Annotated in this window: 11 protein-coding genes and 1 CRISPR repeat array; of the genes, 2 read left to right on the top strand and 9 right to left on the bottom strand. The window is 64.5% G+C overall.

Annotated elements, in window-relative coordinates:
- Positions 1-36: 36 nt before the first annotated feature.
- Positions 37-165: a hypothetical protein gene (locus MXB53_RS15600; protein ID WP_283102229.1), complete on the bottom strand. Its 129-nt coding sequence runs from the start codon at positions 163-165 to the stop codon at positions 37-39.
- A gap of 356 nt (positions 166-521) precedes the next feature.
- Positions 522-833: a non-histone chromosomal MC1 family protein gene (locus MXB53_RS03985; RefSeq protein ID WP_248895911.1), complete on the bottom strand. Its 312-nt coding sequence runs from the start codon at positions 831-833 to the stop codon at positions 522-524.
- Positions 834-1029: 196 nt separating this feature from the next.
- On the opposite strand from MXB53_RS03985, the gene MXB53_RS03980 reads away from it, so the two are divergent.
- Positions 1030-1227 (top strand): hypothetical protein, encoded by a 198-nt coding sequence (locus MXB53_RS03980; RefSeq protein ID WP_248895910.1) that lies wholly within the window; start codon positions 1030-1032, stop codon positions 1225-1227.
- A gap of 63 nt (positions 1228-1290) precedes the next feature.
- The gene (locus MXB53_RS03975; protein ID WP_248895909.1) at positions 1291-2346 is read left to right on the top strand and encodes a quinone-dependent dihydroorotate dehydrogenase; all 1056 of its coding nucleotides are present in this window, start codon (positions 1291-1293) and stop codon (positions 2344-2346) included.
- 2 nt (positions 2347-2348) lie between these two features.
- Here the strand turns inward: MXB53_RS03975 and MXB53_RS03970 are convergent, their stop codons facing one another.
- The 7 genes from MXB53_RS03970 to MXB53_RS03940 all read right to left on the bottom strand — a co-directional run bounded on the left by MXB53_RS03970 (position 2349) and on the right by MXB53_RS03940 (position 17900).
- The gene (locus MXB53_RS03970; RefSeq protein WP_248895908.1) at positions 2349-2777 is read right to left on the bottom strand and encodes a universal stress protein; all 429 of its coding nucleotides are present in this window, start codon (positions 2775-2777) and stop codon (positions 2349-2351) included.
- Between the two features lie 22 nt (positions 2778-2799).
- A complete protein-coding gene (locus MXB53_RS03965) occupies positions 2800-3234 on the bottom strand; it encodes a universal stress protein (protein WP_248895907.1) in 435 nt (144 codons plus the stop codon).
- A gap of 64 nt (positions 3235-3298) precedes the next feature.
- Positions 3299-5902: a valine--tRNA ligase gene (locus MXB53_RS03960; RefSeq protein WP_248895906.1), complete on the bottom strand. Its 2604-nt coding sequence runs from the start codon at positions 5900-5902 to the stop codon at positions 3299-3301.
- A gap of 182 nt (positions 5903-6084) precedes the next feature.
- A CRISPR array of direct repeats spans positions 6085-11624; the repeat unit is 30 nt; unit sequence GTTTCAGACGGACCCTTGTGGGGTTGAAGC.
- A gap of 85 nt (positions 11625-11709) precedes the next feature.
- Complete coding sequence (gene pheT / locus MXB53_RS03955) at positions 11710-13464, bottom strand: phenylalanine--tRNA ligase subunit beta (protein ID WP_248895905.1); 1755 nt, start codon at positions 13462-13464, stop codon at positions 11710-11712.
- On the bottom strand, positions 13464-14969 hold the full coding sequence (gene pheS, locus MXB53_RS03950) for a phenylalanine--tRNA ligase subunit alpha (protein WP_248895904.1): 1506 nt from the start codon (positions 14967-14969) through the stop codon (positions 13464-13466). Before pheS ends, pheT begins: the two co-directional genes overlap by 1 nt.
- A gap of 266 nt (positions 14970-15235) precedes the next feature.
- Positions 15236-16849 (bottom strand): tryptophan--tRNA ligase, encoded by a 1614-nt coding sequence (locus MXB53_RS03945; protein ID WP_248895903.1) that lies wholly within the window; start codon positions 16847-16849, stop codon positions 15236-15238.
- Position 16850: 1 nt separating this feature from the next.
- Complete coding sequence (locus tag MXB53_RS03940; RefSeq protein ID WP_248895902.1) at positions 16851-17900, bottom strand: tRNA-intron lyase; 1050 nt, start codon at positions 17898-17900, stop codon at positions 16851-16853.
- Positions 17901-17958 lie beyond the last annotated feature (58 nt).

Below are 17958 nucleotides of genomic sequence, written 5' to 3'. Positions count from 1 at the left end.
GATCCCGTCTTACGGCGGACCGCAGGGGTGGGATCCTCATGTTTCGTCCGGACCTGAACCGAAGACGGCGACCATCATAAACCCGTTGATCGGGCGTTGACGGGCGGCCAGTTCATCGGCGTTCCAGTCCGGGCCGAGGGCGTTCGTGCCCTCGCTTCTTCGCATTACCACCGAACGCCCTTGACCACTTAAGGTCGTCGGAAGCGTTCCGACGCCGGCCGTCGATTAGCGGTCGACCGAACCGACTCCGGCCGCCGTCATCGACGCCGACGACGTGTGTACTACAACACAAACCGGTGTGATAGATAAGGCCGTCGAAGTGGGACCGCTTCGTCAAGCGATTCCATGGGGGGCGCATTACGATCCGTCAGTAGAATGTCGCGTGGCTGGAGGCCGGTCGGTCATCCCTCGCTTGCACGGTCGGTCTCGCCGGGGAGCGGCCACGCGGTCACCGATGCGCGACGAACGAGTAAAGCCCTGTCGGCACTCGTCGGGGGGAGCGCCCCGACGCTCCGGCGCGGTTACTCCTCGATATGCTCGATGCCTTTCTTCGAGACGTTCCCCTTCGTGATCTCCGCACCCATCCAGTCAGGCTTGTCCTCCGGTGCCTCCTCTTCCCAGGCCCAGGCCTCGAAGATGTGGACCTTGTCGGTCCCTTTCTCCCGAAGCCGGATTTCCTCGGCGTCCTCCTCGGCTGCATCCTCGGAGTCCTCCGGTTCGAGTCGGCGCGCCGCCTTCAACGCGGCCTGCCGTGGCATGTTCCCCGAGAACACACTGTCCTCTTCACCGTCCTCGCGCATCACGAAGTTTCGCTTACCGTCCTCTCGTACCATGATTTTGCACCTCTGTGGGAACCGAGCACATGCCACAACATAAATATATCGGCAAATCGAGGGCTCTATCGGCGGGGACGTATAAATGCAGGGCGGCAGCGACCCGCCTCTCGGCGGGACAACATGACGACGAACCGACCCACAAGTAACCAACACTTATGTATATCCTGTAGCGAAAGACGGCTAGAGACCCCCGATGGTCCGGAAAAAGAAGCTCAGTCCAAGCGGTGCCAAGGACGAAGACGGCGAATACCATAACGTCCATGTCAATCTGCACGAGGACGAACTCTCCGTGGCCGGGATGGACATCGGCGACGAGGTGTTCGTCCGGGTGCGAGACAGCAAGATCATCATCCAGAAAGCCGATCAGGACGACGTCGAACACGACTTCTGATCCGATGGCTCACGACCGGGGCAGAACCCGCCGTAGACGCGATATAGCGCGGAACGATGGCCGATGAACCCATACGAACTACTCAAACCGGCGCTGTTCGCACTGCCTGCCGAGACGGCCCACCGGGCCACCCACCGACTACTTCGGACCGTCCAGCACACGCGGGTCGAAGACGTACTCCGCGCGCAGTATCACGTCGACGACGACCGCCTCACGACCGAGACCTTCGGTCTCACGTTCGACAACCCAGTCGGTGTCGCCGCTGGCTTCGATAAGAACGCCGAACTCCCGTCGATCCTGACGGCGCTCGGCTTCGGTCACGTCGAAGTCGGCGGCGTCACCGCGGAACGGCAACCGGGCAACGCCCGGCCACGCCTCTTTCGCCTCCCCGAGGACGGCGCGCTCATCAACCGCATGGGGTTCAACAACGAGGGCGCCGACGCCATCGGCGCCCGCCTCGACGACGCCGACCTGCCGGCTGCGCCGGTCGGGATAAACATCGGCAAGTCGAAGTCGACGCCCCTCGACGAGGCTCCCGACGACTACCGCTACACCTACGAACGCGTGGCCGACGCCGGCGACTACTTCGTCGTGAACGTCTCCAGTCCGAACACGCCGGGCCTGCGCGAACTCCAGCACCGCGAGTCGCTCGAACGCATCCTAGGCGGCCTCGTCGACGCCGGCGCCGACCCGCTGCTGGTGAAACTCTCGCCGGACCTCGCGGCGCCTGCCATCGAGGAGGCACTCGCCGTCGTCGACGACTTAGACCTCGCCGGCGTCGTCGCGACCAACACGACGGTCGAGCGCCCGTCGGGCCTGCGCAACCCGAACCGGGCCGAACGCGGCGGCCTCTCGGGCAAGCCCATCGAGGAACGCGCCACCGGAACCATCCGCTTCATCGCCGAACGAACGGACGCGCCGATCATCGGCGTCGGCGGAATCACCGACGCCGCAGGCGCCTACAGAAAGATCCGGGCAGGCGCGAGCGTCGTCCAGTTGTACACCGGCCTAGTGTACGAGGGGCCGAGCCTCGCCCGCGACATCAATCGGGGGCTGCTCGAACTGCTCGAGCGCGACGGCTTCGGTTCCGTCGCCGACGCGGTCGGCGCCGATCTGTGATCTTAGACGACGACGACCGGCACCGGCGCCGTGTTGGCGATGCGTTCGACATCGTCGGCGACGACGTAGGACGTGAAGGCGTCGCGGTCGCTACTTCCGACGATAACGGTGTCGACATCGTTGTGGGAACAGTACTCTCGGATAGTGTCAGCGAACGGGCCGAACGCGACGACCGTCTCCAGCGTAACGCCGTGTTCGTCGGCGACCGCACGGGCGTCGTCGAACGCGCGCTGGGCCCGTTCGCGGTGGCCGTTCATCCAATCGTCCGTCGCCGTCTCGGAGTCTTCGAATCGGACTGATCCGAGATCGTCGGCGGCCGAGTCGACGTACATCGCGGTGATCGTATCCTTCGGGAACGTCTCGCAGGCGTAATCGAGACCGCTGTGCAGGTTGTGGCCGTCGTTGACGACGACGAGGTGATGTCGAGTCATTGGTGGGATGAGTGAATGGGGATCATTTCACGAGCGCAACCGGGATGTCCGAGGTGCGGATAACCCGATCGGAGAATTCGCCGGCGAGATACGCCGAGAGCCGCGAGCGCGGGTGAAAGCCCATCACGACTAGGTCGACATCGTTGTCGTCGTAGAAGTCGATGATGGCGCGGTGGACGCGGCCGATGGCGGTGACGGTTTCGATGGTCGCCCCATGCTCGTCGGCGATGGTCTCCGCGTGTCGATACAGTTCGTCGGCGAACTCACGCCGGGAGTTGATCCACTGCTCGTACTGGTCGGTCGTGTTCCCCCACCCGATGGCTGCCGTCTCGTCGGTGTGGGAGTCGATAACGTGCATGACCGTGATCCGGTCATCCGGAAACGTCGAACAGGCGAATTCGAGTGCCCGTGTCGAAAGATCGGAGTCGTCGAACGGGACGAGTAGGTGCCGTGTCACGACGGTCAAGACGACGTGTGAGATATTAAACATAGGTGCCCGCTCGCCGGGCGACGCCGCGCAGTCAGTTCTGGACGATGACGACCGTCTCGTCGGCTTCGACCATTTCGCCGTCGCCCGTGTACTGCCGCTCCTCCTCGATTTCGAACATGTCTGGACCGAGTTCGACGCCGGCGGCGTGGAGGTGGCCGTCGACCACCTCGTACTCGCCCTCGGCGATGGCGGCCTCGATGTCGGACACCTGATTCCCGAACTCGGGGCCGACCAGCGAGTAATCGAGGTCGACGCCGGTCACGACGGCCTCCACCGGCGGCTTTTCGCCGACCGATTCGAGCTCGTCGACGTGCATCACGCGCCGAATGTCGTCGGCGAAGGCCGCGACGTCGCCGTACACCCGGACCGTGTCGACGCTCGCGTTCATCGACAGCTGGTGATCCGTCTTGTACTTCCGGAGCGCACCGACGACGGCCATCGCCCGTTCGCCAGCGTCGAGGTCGGCCTCCACGCCGAGCGGTTCGGGCCAGTCGGCCGTGTGGACGCTCCCCTCGCTGTACATCTCCCGCCAGAGTTCCTCGGTGACGTGGGCGAGGATGGGAGCAAACAGCTTACAGAACCGCCGGTGAGCGATCTGGAGCGTGTACGCCGCCGACTCGTCGTCGCCGTCGCGGAGCCGCTGTTTGGCGATTTCGAGGTAGTCGTCACAGAACGTATGCCAGAAGAACGACCGGAGGCCGTCGCGGGCCTTCGAGAACTCCCGGCGCTCGAACTGCTGGGTCGCGGTTTCGATGCGCTCGTCGAGTTCGGCCAGCAGCCAGCGGTCGATTTCGCGGAGGTTGGGCCGCGAGAGTCGTTTCTCCGGCGTGAGGTCGTCGACGAGTTTCGACGCGTTCCAGAGCTTGCGGATCAGGCGCTCGCCGGCCCGGAGCCCTTTCTCCTTGTACGGCAGGTCGTCGCCGACGGCGCTTCCGGCAGCCCAGTAGCGGGCGGCGTCGACCGGGAACTCGTCAAGCACCTCGTCGGGCGTGACGACGTTGCCCTTGGATTTCGACATCTTCTCACGGTTCTCGTCGAGCACCATCCCGTTGATCATCACGCTGTCGAAGGGCACCTCGCCCGTGTGCTCGTAACACTTGACGACGGTGTGGAACAGCCAGAACGAGATGATGTCGTGGCCCTGCGGGCGCAGGTTCATCGAGTAGAGTTCGGGCCGTTCGATCTCCATCTCCTCGGTCTCGGGGTTCCACTCCCAACCCGCGTTGATGAGCGGCGTCAGCGACGAGGTGGCCCACGTGTCGAACACGTCCTCCTCGGGCACCAAGTCCTCGTGGCCACACTCCGGGCAGTGGTCGACAGGCGGGTCGTCAGAGAGCGGGTCGACCGGCAGCTGGTCGCGGTCGGCGATGACCTCCGCGTCGCACTCGTCGCAGTACCAGACCGGGAACGGAATGCCCGAGGAGCGCTGGCGCGAGATGGCCCAGTCCCACTGAAGCCCCTCGATCCAGTTTTTGTACCGCGTGAACATCTTCTCCGGGATCCAGTCCATCGACCGGCCCGCCTCCAGATACTCCTCGGTCTTATCGAGGAGTTCGATGTACCACTGCTCGGTGACCAGGAACTCGACTTCCGTATCACACCGCTCGTGGACGTTGACGACGTGGGTGATGGGTCGGCGGTCCAGGAGCGCCCCGTCGTCATAGAGGTCCTCGACGATGGCCTCCCGGGCCTCGTCGGCGGAGAGCCCCTCGTAGTCGCCCGCGACATCGGTCATCGTCCCCGACTCGTCGATGGCGATGCGGAGCGGCAGGTCGTGGGCCTGATACCACTCGATGTCGGTCTGGTCGCCGAACGTACAACACATCACGACGCCGGAGCCCGTCTCCATGTCGACGCGTTCGTCCGCGATGATCGGTACCGTCTGGCCGAAAATCGGGATTTCGGCCTCCCCGCCCACGAGATACTGGTTGTCGTCGTCGTCAGGATGGACGAAGACCGCCACGCAGGCGGGGAGGAGTTCGGGGCGGGTCGTCGAGATGGTGAACGTCTCGTCGTCGCCCGCGACGTCGAACTCGATGTCGTGGAAATGCGAGTCCTGCTCGGAGTCCTCCATCTCGACCTGGGAGATGGCGGTCTGGCAGTCCGGGCACCAGATGGCGGGCGCGCGCTGGCGGTACTCGCGTCCCTTCTCGTAGAGGTCGATGAAGGAGAGTTGCGAGATGCGCTGGACGCGCGGTTCGATCGTCTGGTAGGTCTCGGTCCAGTCGATGGAGATGCCAAGCGCCTGCATCTTCTCCGTGAAGTCCGCCTCGTATTTCGCACAGACGCCGCGACACATCTCCTGGAAGATGTCGCGGTCGTACTCCTGGTGCTGGACGTCGAGTTCGCCCTCGGTGAGACGCTCCGAGGCGATGCCGTTGTCGTCGTAGCCGAACGGGAAGAAGACATCCTTGCCCTGCATCCGGTTGTAGCGGGCGACGAAGTCCTGCAGCGTGAACCCGTATACGTGGCCCCAGTGGAGGTCACCGGACACGGTCGGCGGCGGCGAGTCGATGGAGAAGACGGTGTCCGGATCTACCTCTCCCCCGCCCTCGTAGGCGTAGAGGTCCTCCGCCACCCACCGCTCCTGCCACTGTCGTTCGACCGTCTCCGGGTCGTATTCTCCGCTCGGCATTGCTCGCCTGACGCTACCGGAGTGACCGATGTTAAACGCCTCGGTTAGCAGTTTGCAGGGCCGATCCGAGCGTCGCCGTGGTTCTCAGTCGACCCCTGGGGGATAGTAGACTATCGAGGGTCGACGGAAGTTCTTTGTCGAAGTCGACAGATAGGGAACCTGTGTGCCCAGTATGGGGCATGGTTTCAGACGGACCCTTGTGGGGTTGAAGCGCGCCGCTCGGTTGGCGACAAACCGCTCCCCTGCTGGTTTCAGACGGACCCTTGTGGGGTTGAAGCAACCTCGCAATGGCCATCGCGGCGGCTCTTTGTGCGGTTTCAGACGGACCCTTGTGGGGTTGAAGCTCATTGTCGTACTCCAGCGACCCCACACGGCGGGTTTCAGACGGACCCTTGTGGGGTTGAAGCCCGCGGCGTCGGAGTCGTGCATGATCTGTGGGCTTCGTTTCAGACGGACCCTTGTGGGGTTGAAGCATCGGCGAGGTCACAGTCCTCGTCGTGGACGATCGCGTTTCAGACGGACCCTTGTGGGGTTGAAGCGATGCCAGCCGCCAGCGCCCTCGGTTTAGGTTGGTAGTTTCAGACGGACCCTTGTGGGGTTGAAGCTCCGTGACTTTCGCCCGCTCGTCGGCAGTGAATCCGTTTCAGACGGACCCTTGTGGGGTTGAAGCATTGGCCGGACTACACCAACCGAGCGTTCGGGTTTCCCGTTTCAGACGGACCCTTGTGGGGTTGAAGCTGGAAGAATTGACGATTGTAGTCCTTCGCCGCCTCGTTTCAGACGGACCCTTGTGGGGTTGAAGCGTCCTCGACGAGCTCGGTGCCGTCGTCGACGCCCGTTTCAGACGGACCCTTGTGGGGTTGAAGCGTCGAACTCGGCGCCGCAGTTGTAGCAGACCCACGCGTTTCAGACGGACCCTTGTGGGGTTGAAGCTCGCGACTGGTGGTGGCCTCGGGGTCGAGACTCTCGAGTTTCAGACGGACCCTTGTGGGGTTGAAGCGCACCCAGGGCGTCAGCGTGGGGTCGATCCCGGGCGAGTTTCAGACGGACCCTTGTGGGGTTGAAGCAGCGCGGCGAAGGCACCGACGAGGAGGCCCACAGGTTTCAGACGGACCCTTGTGGGGTTGAAGCTCCCTCGGGCTTGATGCGAACACGATCTGGGGCAGTTTCAGACGGACCCTTGTGGGGTTGAAGCGCGTGCGGGTAGAGGCGGCGGTTGTGGCACCTCGTGAGTTTCAGACGGACCCTTGTGGGGTTGAAGCCGGACAACGGAGCCACGGGCTCCCGCATCGTGCCCGTTTCAGACGGACCCTTGTGGGGTTGAAGCCTCCCGATCCAGGCCGAGGCCGACGCGAACGCCGCCGGTTTCAGACGGACCCTTGTGGGGTTGAAGCGAATCACCACCGACGCGACCACTGCCGACGCGCTTCGTTTCAGACGGACCCTTGTGGGGTTGAAGCGGGCCAGACCAGCCGGAGTTACGACCCCCAGCCCGAGTTTCAGACGGACCCTTGTGGGGTTGAAGCTCGTAGTACTGTTCGTCGCGCTGTCCCATGTGTCAGCGTTTCAGACGGACCCTTGTGGGGTTGAAGCGCGTGCGGGTAGAGGCGGCGGTTGTGGCACCTCGTGTTTCAGACGGACCCTTGTGGGGTTGAAGCCTCGCGTGCTGTCTCCCGGCCGCCTGCGACATGTCGTTTCAGACGGACCCTTGTGGGGTTGAAGCGTGTTGGTCCGAGATATCGACCGGGTCCCGTCGCTGTTTCAGACGGACCCTTGTGGGGTTGAAGCCGAGCGACACGGCGCCGATCGGCTGGATCGAGCGCGTTTCAGACGGACCCTTGTGGGGTTGAAGCCGGTCCAGCGATGCGGCGCCGTCGCGAACAGCGGCGGGTTTCAGACGGACCCTTGTGGGGTTGAAGCGGTCGGGGAGTCCGCGGCGATACGTAGTTGACTCGGGTTTCAGACGGACCCTTGTGGGGTTGAAGCCTCCGTCGGCACCGACGGATCGACTCCGAACGGGTTGGTTTCAGACGGACCCTTGTGGGGTTGAAGCCGAGCGACACGGCGCCGATCGGCTGGATCGAGCGCATGTTTCAGACGGACCCTTGTGGGGTTGAAGCGAGGAGACATCGAAGTTATCAGCTATCTCTCGGTGGGTTTCAGACGGACCCTTGTGGGGTTGAAGCCCGTCGCGGTGATGGACGTCGACACGGTCGACCTGGTTTCAGACGGACCCTTGTGGGGTTGAAGCGGGAGCTATTCGGCCCGCCAGTTGATCGCCATCCTCGTTTCAGACGGACCCTTGTGGGGTTGAAGCCGGCGATCCGCACGGCGCAACTCTGGGCGAGCGCGTTTCAGACGGACCCTTGTGGGGTTGAAGCGTCGAAAGAATTGCCACCCCCGCTCCCGATATTCGCGTTTCAGACGGACCCTTGTGGGGTTGAAGCGTCGAAAGAATTGCCACCCCCGCTCCCGATATTCGCGTTTCAGACGGACCCTTGTGGGGTTGAAGCCTATAGCCATAGACATGACCCTACGCGGTGGCACTGTTTCAGACGGACCCTTGTGGGGTTGAAGCGCATACCCCGACGTGTCGACGCGATAGGTCTTGTCGTTTCAGACGGACCCTTGTGGGGTTGAAGCGGGTTGTAGTCGTTGCCCTCGACGTCCTCCTGGGGGTTTCAGACGGACCCTTGTGGGGTTGAAGCTCCGTGCCCTAGTCCAACCAGAAGCATACGATACCGGTTTCAGACGGACCCTTGTGGGGTTGAAGCCGCCACTGTTCGCTCGCGCCCTCTGGACCCGAGTGTTTCAGACGGACCCTTGTGGGGTTGAAGCACGAGAACACGAAATCAGAATAGACGATGACTGAGTTTCAGACGGACCCTTGTGGGGTTGAAGCGCGAGCGTGTCGGCCGGGATGATCGCGTGGAACCCGTTTCAGACGGACCCTTGTGGGGTTGAAGCCATCTGCAAACTCGTGGGTCGTCGGATACTCCCGATGAGTTTCAGACGGACCCTTGTGGGGTTGAAGCCTCGGAGGATGGCTACCCCCGCATCGTTGGCTACCCGTTTCAGACGGACCCTTGTGGGGTTGAAGCATCTCGGTGAAAGCGCCCGTCAGTCGGCGGAGCAACAGGTTTCAGACGGACCCTTGTGGGGTTGAAGCGAGAACCCGAATCGGGCGGCGCCCCCGTGCCCGGTTTCAGACGGACCCTTGTGGGGTTGAAGCTCGCTGATACCCGGCGCCAGCTCGACGCCGAGGTCTTGTTTCAGACGGACCCTTGTGGGGTTGAAGCCTCCTGGAGAGCGTCGGCCTGTACTGTCCAGAGCTGTTTCAGACGGACCCTTGTGGGGTTGAAGCCCAACGGCGAGGTCGCCCGACGCCAGAGCGCCGAAGTTTCAGACGGACCCTTGTGGGGTTGAAGCGCGTGCTGCTCCAGGCAATCTCGAATATCCCCGTCGTTTCAGACGGACCCTTGTGGGGTTGAAGCCGCGAGGCGCTGTTTATGCTCTGGGTTGCCGGGGTGTTTCAGACGGACCCTTGTGGGGTTGAAGCCTTCCATGTCTGGAGCCACTCGGAAACGGCACCATTTGTTTCAGACGGACCCTTGTGGGGTTGAAGCGACGTCGGCTGTCCGTGGCCGTTAACCTCCGCGGCGTTTCAGACGGACCCTTGTGGGGTTGAAGCTGCCTCCACGAGGGGGCAGGAGCCTCTGTAGACGACGCGTTTCAGACGGACCCTTGTGGGGTTGAAGCGGTCCTCGCACGCGTATCTGTGGACGCCGGTCAACGGTTTCAGACGGACCCTTGTGGGGTTGAAGCTCGGTACGGCTCACCGTCCGGGAGGTCGTCGCCGGTTTCAGACGGACCCTTGTGGGGTTGAAGCGACAACAGTGACGACATCGACGAACAGGTGTCGGCGTTTCAGACGGACCCTTGTGGGGTTGAAGCATCATGAATCTCGGCCGCAGGGTAGTCACCAGTAGTTTCAGACGGACCCTTGTGGGGTTGAAGCATCATGAATCTCGGCCGCAGGGTAGTCACCAGTAGTTTCAGACGGACCCTTGTGGGGTTGAAGCTGGGCGTCGTCGACGCTGATCGGATGCAGCTCGGGGTTTCAGACGGACCCTTGTGGGGTTGAAGCGAGGTCGTCCCCGCGACATCCAGCGCCCCGTCGCCGGTTTCAGACGGACCCTTGTGGGGTTGAAGCTTGTGGATAGCTCTTCCCACAGCCCATGCAGCGCTGGTTTCAGACGGACCCTTGTGGGGTTGAAGCGACCAGAGTCTGGGCACGCCACAGTCCTCGCAGCTGTTTCAGACGGACCCTTGTGGGGTTGAAGCGAGCGTGACCATCTCGACGTGGACGCGCCAGTCTTGGGTTTCAGACGGACCCTTGTGGGGTTGAAGCTGCTGCTCACGGCTTGTTGCTTGTTGGGACAGTTCGTTTCAGACGGACCCTTGTGGGGTTGAAGCTCGGTCAGGGTGAATGTCCCTGACATCGATGTACTCGCGTTTCAGACGGACCCTTGTGGGGTTGAAGCCCGCCAGGGATGCTCGATGTGACCCACTACGTCGTCGTTTCAGACGGACCCTTGTGGGGTTGAAGCATGGTGGTGAGTGGTGAGGTTGGATGCCCGGGGCAGGTTTCAGACGGACCCTTGTGGGGTTGAAGCCGTGTGGATCGCCCTTTCGCGCCCACCGCCTGCTTGTTTCAGACGGACCCTTGTGGGGTTGAAGCGGTCATCTGGATGGTGACATCCTGATCCGGTGGTTGGTTTCAGACGGACCCTTGTGGGGTTGAAGCCCATCACGATACCAACGAGGATCGGATAGATCCAGTTTCAGACGGACCCTTGTGGGGTTGAAGCAATCATACACGCGGTCCGGCAGGCGATTTTCAATCGTTTCAGACGGACCCTTGTGGGGTTGAAGCCGCCACCGGAGGCCGCACCGACCCTCGCGATCAGTTTCAGACGGACCCTTGTGGGGTTGAAGCCACTACGAATGTGTCGAGACGGTAGTCGTCGAGGGTTTCAGACGGACCCTTGTGGGGTTGAAGCGACATCATGGAAGTCGCCGGTCTCGGGTGCCGTTGGGTTTCAGACGGACCCTTGTGGGGTTGAAGCGCCCACTACCAGAAGGTGGAACTCCTGCGTGACTGCTGTTTCAGACGGACCCTTGTGGGGTTGAAGCTCGCGTCTCGGCGTGGAGTAGGTGCGACTCCGAATCGTTTCAGACGGACCCTTGTGGGGTTGAAGCCCCGAGGCGACGGTGCAACGGGTGACAGACGGTGGCGTTTCAGACGGACCCTTGTGGGGTTGAAGCGAGTACGAGGAACTGGAGGACGGCAAGCTCATCGCGTTTCAGACGGACCCTTGTGGGGTTGAAGCGAGGATGTCGAACCCGAACGCGTGGAGGAAATCAAAGGTTTCAGACGGACCCTTGTGGGGTTGAAGCACGAGTACAGTAAGCCGTTCGCCGTCGTCGAGATCGTTTCAGACGGACCCTTGTGGGGTTGAAGCGGCGTCGGCCATCGTAATCTCGTCGCGAAGGTGCAGTTTCAGACGGACCCTTGTGGGGTTGAAGCCCCGACCTCTCGGGGAACGACGGGGACAAGCGGTAGTTTCAGACGGACCCTTGTGGGGTTGAAGCTCCTCGAAGTCGTCGGGGTGTGACCCATGCCCACCGTGTTTCAGACGGACCCTTGTGGGGTTGAAGCGTCGCGAGGAGCGCACCATCGTCATCGCGAACGGCGAGTTTCAGACGGGACCTCACGAAGTCGACGCCGAACGGAGAGACGGCGATTACGCCAGCGCGTCCAGCCGGAACTCGAACGCCGCAACGGGGAGTTCCAGATCGTGGTCGACCAGCACCTGGGGGTGAACCTCGCCGATGACGCCGACCGCCTCGCCGTCGATGACGACATCGGCTGCGCGCCCGTCGATGAACGTCGGATGGTCCGTCGCCGGCGTCGCCAGCTCGACATCGAAGTCGTCACAGAGCGCCGCGAGACGCGATTTGACATCCTCGTAGGAGGCGTCGTGGCGCGCGAGCGCCGCGGCGACGGTGCGGTGTTCCGCGACGCCCGTGTTCGCCGTGTCGTCCGCGTCGGCCGCCAGGCCGATCTCCGCGAGATCCTGGGGGTACGCGCGGTGGGTGTTGTTTTCGAGGACCATCAGCAAGGAGGGGAGCGCCCACGTCCGGAGCATCGTGTAGTCCTCGCTGTACGGTTCGGTGATGGTCACGGGGTCGCCGCCGCCGACGACGGCGGTGTCGGGATCGACCCGCATCCGCTCGTAGTTCTCCCGCTCGGAGATCATATGGAAGTTGAGCAGGTCCTCGAAGCCGAGACCGACGAGTGACGTTCGGGCGGCGGCTTCGAGCGTCGAGCGGTCGTGACGGCCGCCGACCGTCGCCACGTCAGGGTAGCTCGGGTCGAGTTCGTTGAACCCGTAGGCGCGGCCCACGTCGTCGACCAAGTCGAGCGGATGGAGCACGTCCGTTCGGTACGGCGGCACCGAAACCTCGTAGGTGACGGTCCCGTCGTCTTGCTCCTCGTGGATGGCGTCCAGTCCCGACCGCTCGAAGAGGTCGACCGCCTCCTCGACGCCGAGGTCGATGCCGAGCAGCCCTTCGATGCGGTCGTGGACGACGGTTTTCTCCTCAGTGTCGAAATCGGGGCGGACCAGCCGTTCGTCGGGGTAGTCCACCTCGACGGATTCGATGGTCGCCCCGCGGGCGTCCAGCGCGTAACAGATGACGTTACACATCCGGTCGATGGTCCACTGATCGGTGCCCGTGAGTTCGACGAAGAGGTTCCGCGAGTCGGTCGACACCTCGGTCCGGCGGCCGTTGATGACCGGCGGGAACGAGAACAGGCCGATTTCGTCGTAGATGGCGGGGTAGCGGCCGTACTCGCGGACGATGGGGGCGTACTCTTCGCCAGTCGGGTGGTCGTCGAGGACGTCGACCGGCGTCATCTCCCGGTCGGCGTCGAGGGGGACGAACCGGTCGCCCTCGGGGTCGATACCGCGGTACGTGATGGAGTTGCGGCGCCCGCCGCCGCTACTGCTGTCGGGGCCTTCGTCCATCTCCTCGGCGTCGTAGCCCGCGCCCTTGAGCATCGTCAGGTCGTGGATACCGATGGCGCCTTTGGCGCGTTTGCGCCCCATCGTGGCGTGGAGTTTCTCCTGTAACTGGATCAGGGAGTCCAGCGCCGCCTCGTCGAGGTCGACACCGCGAATCACCGCGCCGGTGACGTACGGGCGCTCGTCGGGCACCGACTCGTCGACGACGATGGTCCAGTCCGCGTCGTTCGTACTCGGGGTGTAGACGCCGCGGTCGTCGCCGTACTGGTAGCGAAGCGAGCGGGCGACTCCCTCGACGGAGAGGCGGTCAAGGCGGTCCGGACCGAACTCCAACTGGAGTTCGCCGTCCTCCGTCTCGCCCTCGTACTCCAATCCGAGCGCGAACAGGTCGTCGATGAACTCCTCGTCCGATTTCTCCTCGTGGCCCGTCAGGTCCCGCAGTTCGTCGGGGTCGATGTCGACGACGGGCATCAGTGAAGCACCTCCGTCTCCCGCAGGAGTTCGAGGTCACAGAGCGTCCCGTGCACGTCGCGGATGTCGTCGAAGCCGTACATGAGCATCAGGAGTCGTTCGAGCGCCAGCCCCCAAGCCATCACGTCACACTCGACGCCGAGTGGACGGAGGACTTCCTCGCGGAACATCCCGCTGTTGCCGATTTCGATGAGTTCGCCCGTCTCCGGATGCGTCCCGAACAGTTCGAACGACGGTTCGGTGTAGGGGTTGTAATGCGGCTTGAACTGCAGGTCGGTGATACCGAACTGCTGGTAGAACTCCTCGAACGTGCCCATCAGGTCGCGCACGGAGAGATCTTCGGCCATCACCCAGCCCTCGATCTGGAAGAACTCCAGCAGATGCGTCGGGTCGAGCGTGTCGTTGCGGTACACCTTCTCGACGCTGAAGAACCGCTCCGGGGGTTCGAGGTCGCCGATTTCGTGCCCGGAGAGGTAGCGCATCGACAGCGAGGTGGTGTGCCCCCGGAGGTCGACCTCGCGGGCCACCTCCTCGGTCCACGGCGAGTGGTACCCCTGGCCGTCCTCGCCGACGCCGTCCAGATGCGCGGCACGAACGCGGTCGAGGAGGTCGTCAGGGATGTCCTGCATCGGCGGTACGTCGAGGGCGAACTGGTCCCAGTGGGTGCGCGCCGGGTGGTCCTGGGGCATGAACAGGCAGTCGTTGATCCAGAACTCCGAGTCGGCGTGGGGGCCGTCCATCTCCTGGAACCCCATCCCGACGAGCGTGTCCTTCACGCGCTCGGCGGTCTGGCGGAGGATGTGGACCTTGCCGCCCTGGGTCTCGGGCGCGTCGGCCTCGACGTTGTACGCGGTGAACTCCACGTCGCGCCACTCGCCCGAGGCGAGCATCTCGGGCGTGAGGCGGTCGACCGTCTCGGCGACGTCGACGCCCTCCATCAGCGCGGTCACCCCCTCGTCCGTGAGCGTCACCGACCGGACGGATCGCTCCTGTCGATCGACCAGCCCACGACGCACGAGTTGGTCGATCGCGTCCGACGAGTCGACCGATTCGCCGGCGACGAGGGCGTGAAGCGCCTCGGCCTCTTCGTCGTCGTCCGGGTCGGCGTCCGGATCCGCGGTGATCTGTCCCGACTCGATGTCGCCGTACCCCTTGCGGGCGTAGTTGGCGAGGGCGATGTCGACCGCGTCGCCGTCGAGGTCGGCGTCGCCGATGACCTCGCCCAGGGAGACTGGCTCCGCGTCGGCACCGGCCGAGAGGGCGGCGCGGTAGAGACGGACCTCGGGCAGTCCCGACTCGGCGTAGGCCTCGCCCTCCGCCGTCACCGCGTGAGAGACGGCTTCGGCCTCCGAGACGGTCACCAGCCCCGCGTCTTCGAGGTCGAACGCCGCACCGGTCACCGTCTCCGATTTGAGATTCGTCGCCTCGCTTAGCTGTTCGATCGTTCGATCCTCCGTCGCGCTCGCGGCTTCCAACACCGCGGCCTGTGATTCCGGAAGTCGCATTCTTGTCTTGTTCACGGCCACCGAAGTTAGTTAGCAGTTCCGAAGCCCCACGCAGCCGCGTAGCCGCGTAGCCCGTCGAACGGACCGGTTTCGTCACCCACCGCGGGCGGAGTCCGCCGCCCCTACGCGTCGAAAAAGAATCCGAAACCGAACCCCTGTGCAGTCGCTTCGCGGGCAAGCGAGTCGGCCGTGGCGGGGTCGGTCGCCATACGCGTTCGATGCGTGGCGGGCGGCAAAAGCGTTCTGCAAACCCGGCTCGCGGGCGACTAGTGCCCGTCGCCAGCGACGCCCCGACGATCGGTGTCGAGGTCGATATCCAGGTCGTCGAGGACGGCCTCCATCTCCTCGCGTTTCTCCTGGTGGTCTTCGAGGAACTCGCGCATGAGTTCGGCGGCCTGTTCCTTACACCCGCCACAGAGGCGTTCCCCACCGACACATTCCTCGTACACCTCGGTCGCGAACTCGTCGTCGTCGCCGGCGAGCAGGTAGGCGTACAGTTCGTAGACGGGACAGTCGTCGGCCTCGCCGCCGAGTTCGCGCTGTTTCTCCGCCGTCTCGCGGCCGCCGGTGGTCGCCGACTTCACCTTGTCGTAGCCGTCCTCGGGGTCGTCGAGCAGCGAGATGTGGCTCGCGGGCACCGACGACGACATCTTCCCGCCGGTGAGGCCAGTCATGAACCGGTGGTAGATGGAGGAGGGTGCCATGAACCCGAAGCCGCCGTGGTCGACTTCGACCTCGCGGGCGAGGTCCTCGGCGTCCGCGCGGTCCATGTCGAAGGCGTCGATATGTTCCTCGTAGCGCCGCTTCTCGCCCGGAATCGCCTCGATGAGGGCGTCGAAGGCCTCGGGCGTCGCGTTGCGGTCGAGGAAGCGTACCCGGGGCCGGAGCGGTTCCTTCCCGGCGGCGCGGAGTTTGTCGACGACCGAATCGTGAGCGGCGTCGGCCGCCATCTCGGCTTCGATCCAGTCGGCTGCCGCCGCACACCGGACGGGAGAATCGTCCTCGCCGTCCCGGAGCGCCGCGTACGCCGCCGCGAGGTGGTCACGTTCCGCCGCGTTGGCCTCGAAGGAGGCGTACGCCTCGGTCACCTTGAAGTAGCGCATCCGCGCGGCCACGTCTCGCGCGAGGCGCATGTGCGGATCCTGGTCGGGGCCGACGGGGATGACCGTCGGCTTCGGCTCGTCCAGCTGGGGATAGAGGATGTCCGCCATCTGGGTCACCACGGACTGCATGTGGGAGACGGAGGTTTCGCCGTCGAAGCCGTAGATGCCCTCGAACTCCGCGAACCGCGCTTTCGACCCGAGTTCGAAGGCGAGGTCCTGCACCTCGCGGTTGGTGGACTGCCGGTAGAGTTCGCCCTCCTCGGGGTCGAACCCGAGCGCGAGCAGGGAGAGCAGGTAGTCGCGCGCGTGTTCGTCGATTTCGTCCCACGAGAGGCCGCGGGCGCTGTGGGCCTCCAGATCGGCGATGAGGCCGTAGGCGTCGGCGCCGCGCTCCTGATGCCAGATGATCTCGTCGAAGACGAGTTTGTGGCCGATGTGGGGGTCGCCGGTGGGCATGAATCCGGAGAGGACGGCCGCGTCCTCGCCCTCGCGGAGCGCTCGCGCGACGGGACGGTAGTCGCGGTGGCCGAAGATGACGCCCCGCCGCATCAGATAGTGCGGACTCGGCACCTCGGGGAGCAACTCGTCGAAAGATTCGATGCCGAACTCGTCGAAGAGTTTGCGGTAGTCGGAGACGGTCGAGGACCCCCACGGATCGAGCGCAACCTCGTCGGCGCCGGCGGCGACGTCGCTGCCGCCGTCGGTGGCGGGGCGTGCCGCCGGGTCGTCGGTGGGTGTCTCCTCGTCGGAGTCGTCGCGCGGCGTGTCTCGTGTCATGTTAGGGCGTGAGTCGGGCGACCGAGAGCCAGTCTATCCCCTGGTTCACGTCGGTCAGCGCAAAAACCATTCGCTTCCGGACCCCACCGGCGAGGCGGACGTCCAGCGAGAGGTCGCGGGGCAGGAACGTGTGATCGGGCGACACCACGCGAATCAGGCGGGTGGAGTGGTCCATCTCGTCAACGGTGGTGAAGGCGTCGTAGGTGCGGAAGTCAGCGCCGAACTTGAACCCGCTTTTCGGGACGCTGCCGGCCGCTCGGAGCGCCGCGTAGGCGCGAAGCCGGCGGTCGAACCGCTCGCCTTCGACCTGCCGGCCGCGCTCGACCACGCGTGGTTCGGGCAGGTGGAGGGCGTCCCGTCGGGCGAGAAACGCCGCTTCGACGAGCGACAGCTGGAGCGGCCCGGTTTCGGCGCTCCGCCCGTGGAGCCGCTGGCCGTAGAACCCTCGATCGTGGAGGTCGTCCGGCGGGTCCCAGACGATCGCCCGGTCGGCCAGGAGCGACGCCTCCTGCCCCGACGGCGGAGTGTAGCGCTCCTCGTCCGTCGCGTCGGTCCCGCCCGCGGCCGTACCGTGGGTCGTCTCGAAGTAGGTGAGTTCTCCCTCCTCGTCGACGACGGCGAGGACCACGCCGCCGAGCGTGTCGGCGCGGATGGATTCGCGCTCGCCGACGACACGAACCCGGTGTTCGACGGCGTCGTCCGCGGGGCCTTGCCCGCGCGGATAGACCACGAAGTCGGCGCCGACGGGGTCGTCGACCCACTCCTCGCGGGCGGGCGAGAGGTAGAAGCCCCGGTCGCGAAGGTCCTTGTAGACGACGAACTCGAGGGCGATATCGGTCGCGACGAGGAACTCTCGGAACCCCAGGCGCTCGTCGCTTTCGGGGACGGCGACGGCGTCGAGGTCGTCCCGAAAGAGGAGGTGGGCGGCCTCGACGGGCGCGAGTTCGATGCGGTTGCCCGAGAGCGGCCGGCCGTAGCCGCTGGCGTCGTAGAAGCGCTGGCGCGCGTCGCCGCCGACGCGGACCACACCCTCCTCGAAGGTCCCCTGCATATCCGTGTGGGGGTGCGGCGGCGGTAAAGGGCCTGCGGTGCGGTGAGACGGCAGGGCC

It is taken from the genome of Haloplanus sp. XH21 (assembly GCF_023276355.1).
Taxonomy (GTDB): domain Archaea; phylum Halobacteriota; class Halobacteria; order Halobacteriales; family Haloferacaceae; genus Haloplanus; species Haloplanus halobius.
Note: the sequence above shows the minus strand (reverse complement) of the source record. Positions and strands in the feature narration are given on the sequence as shown.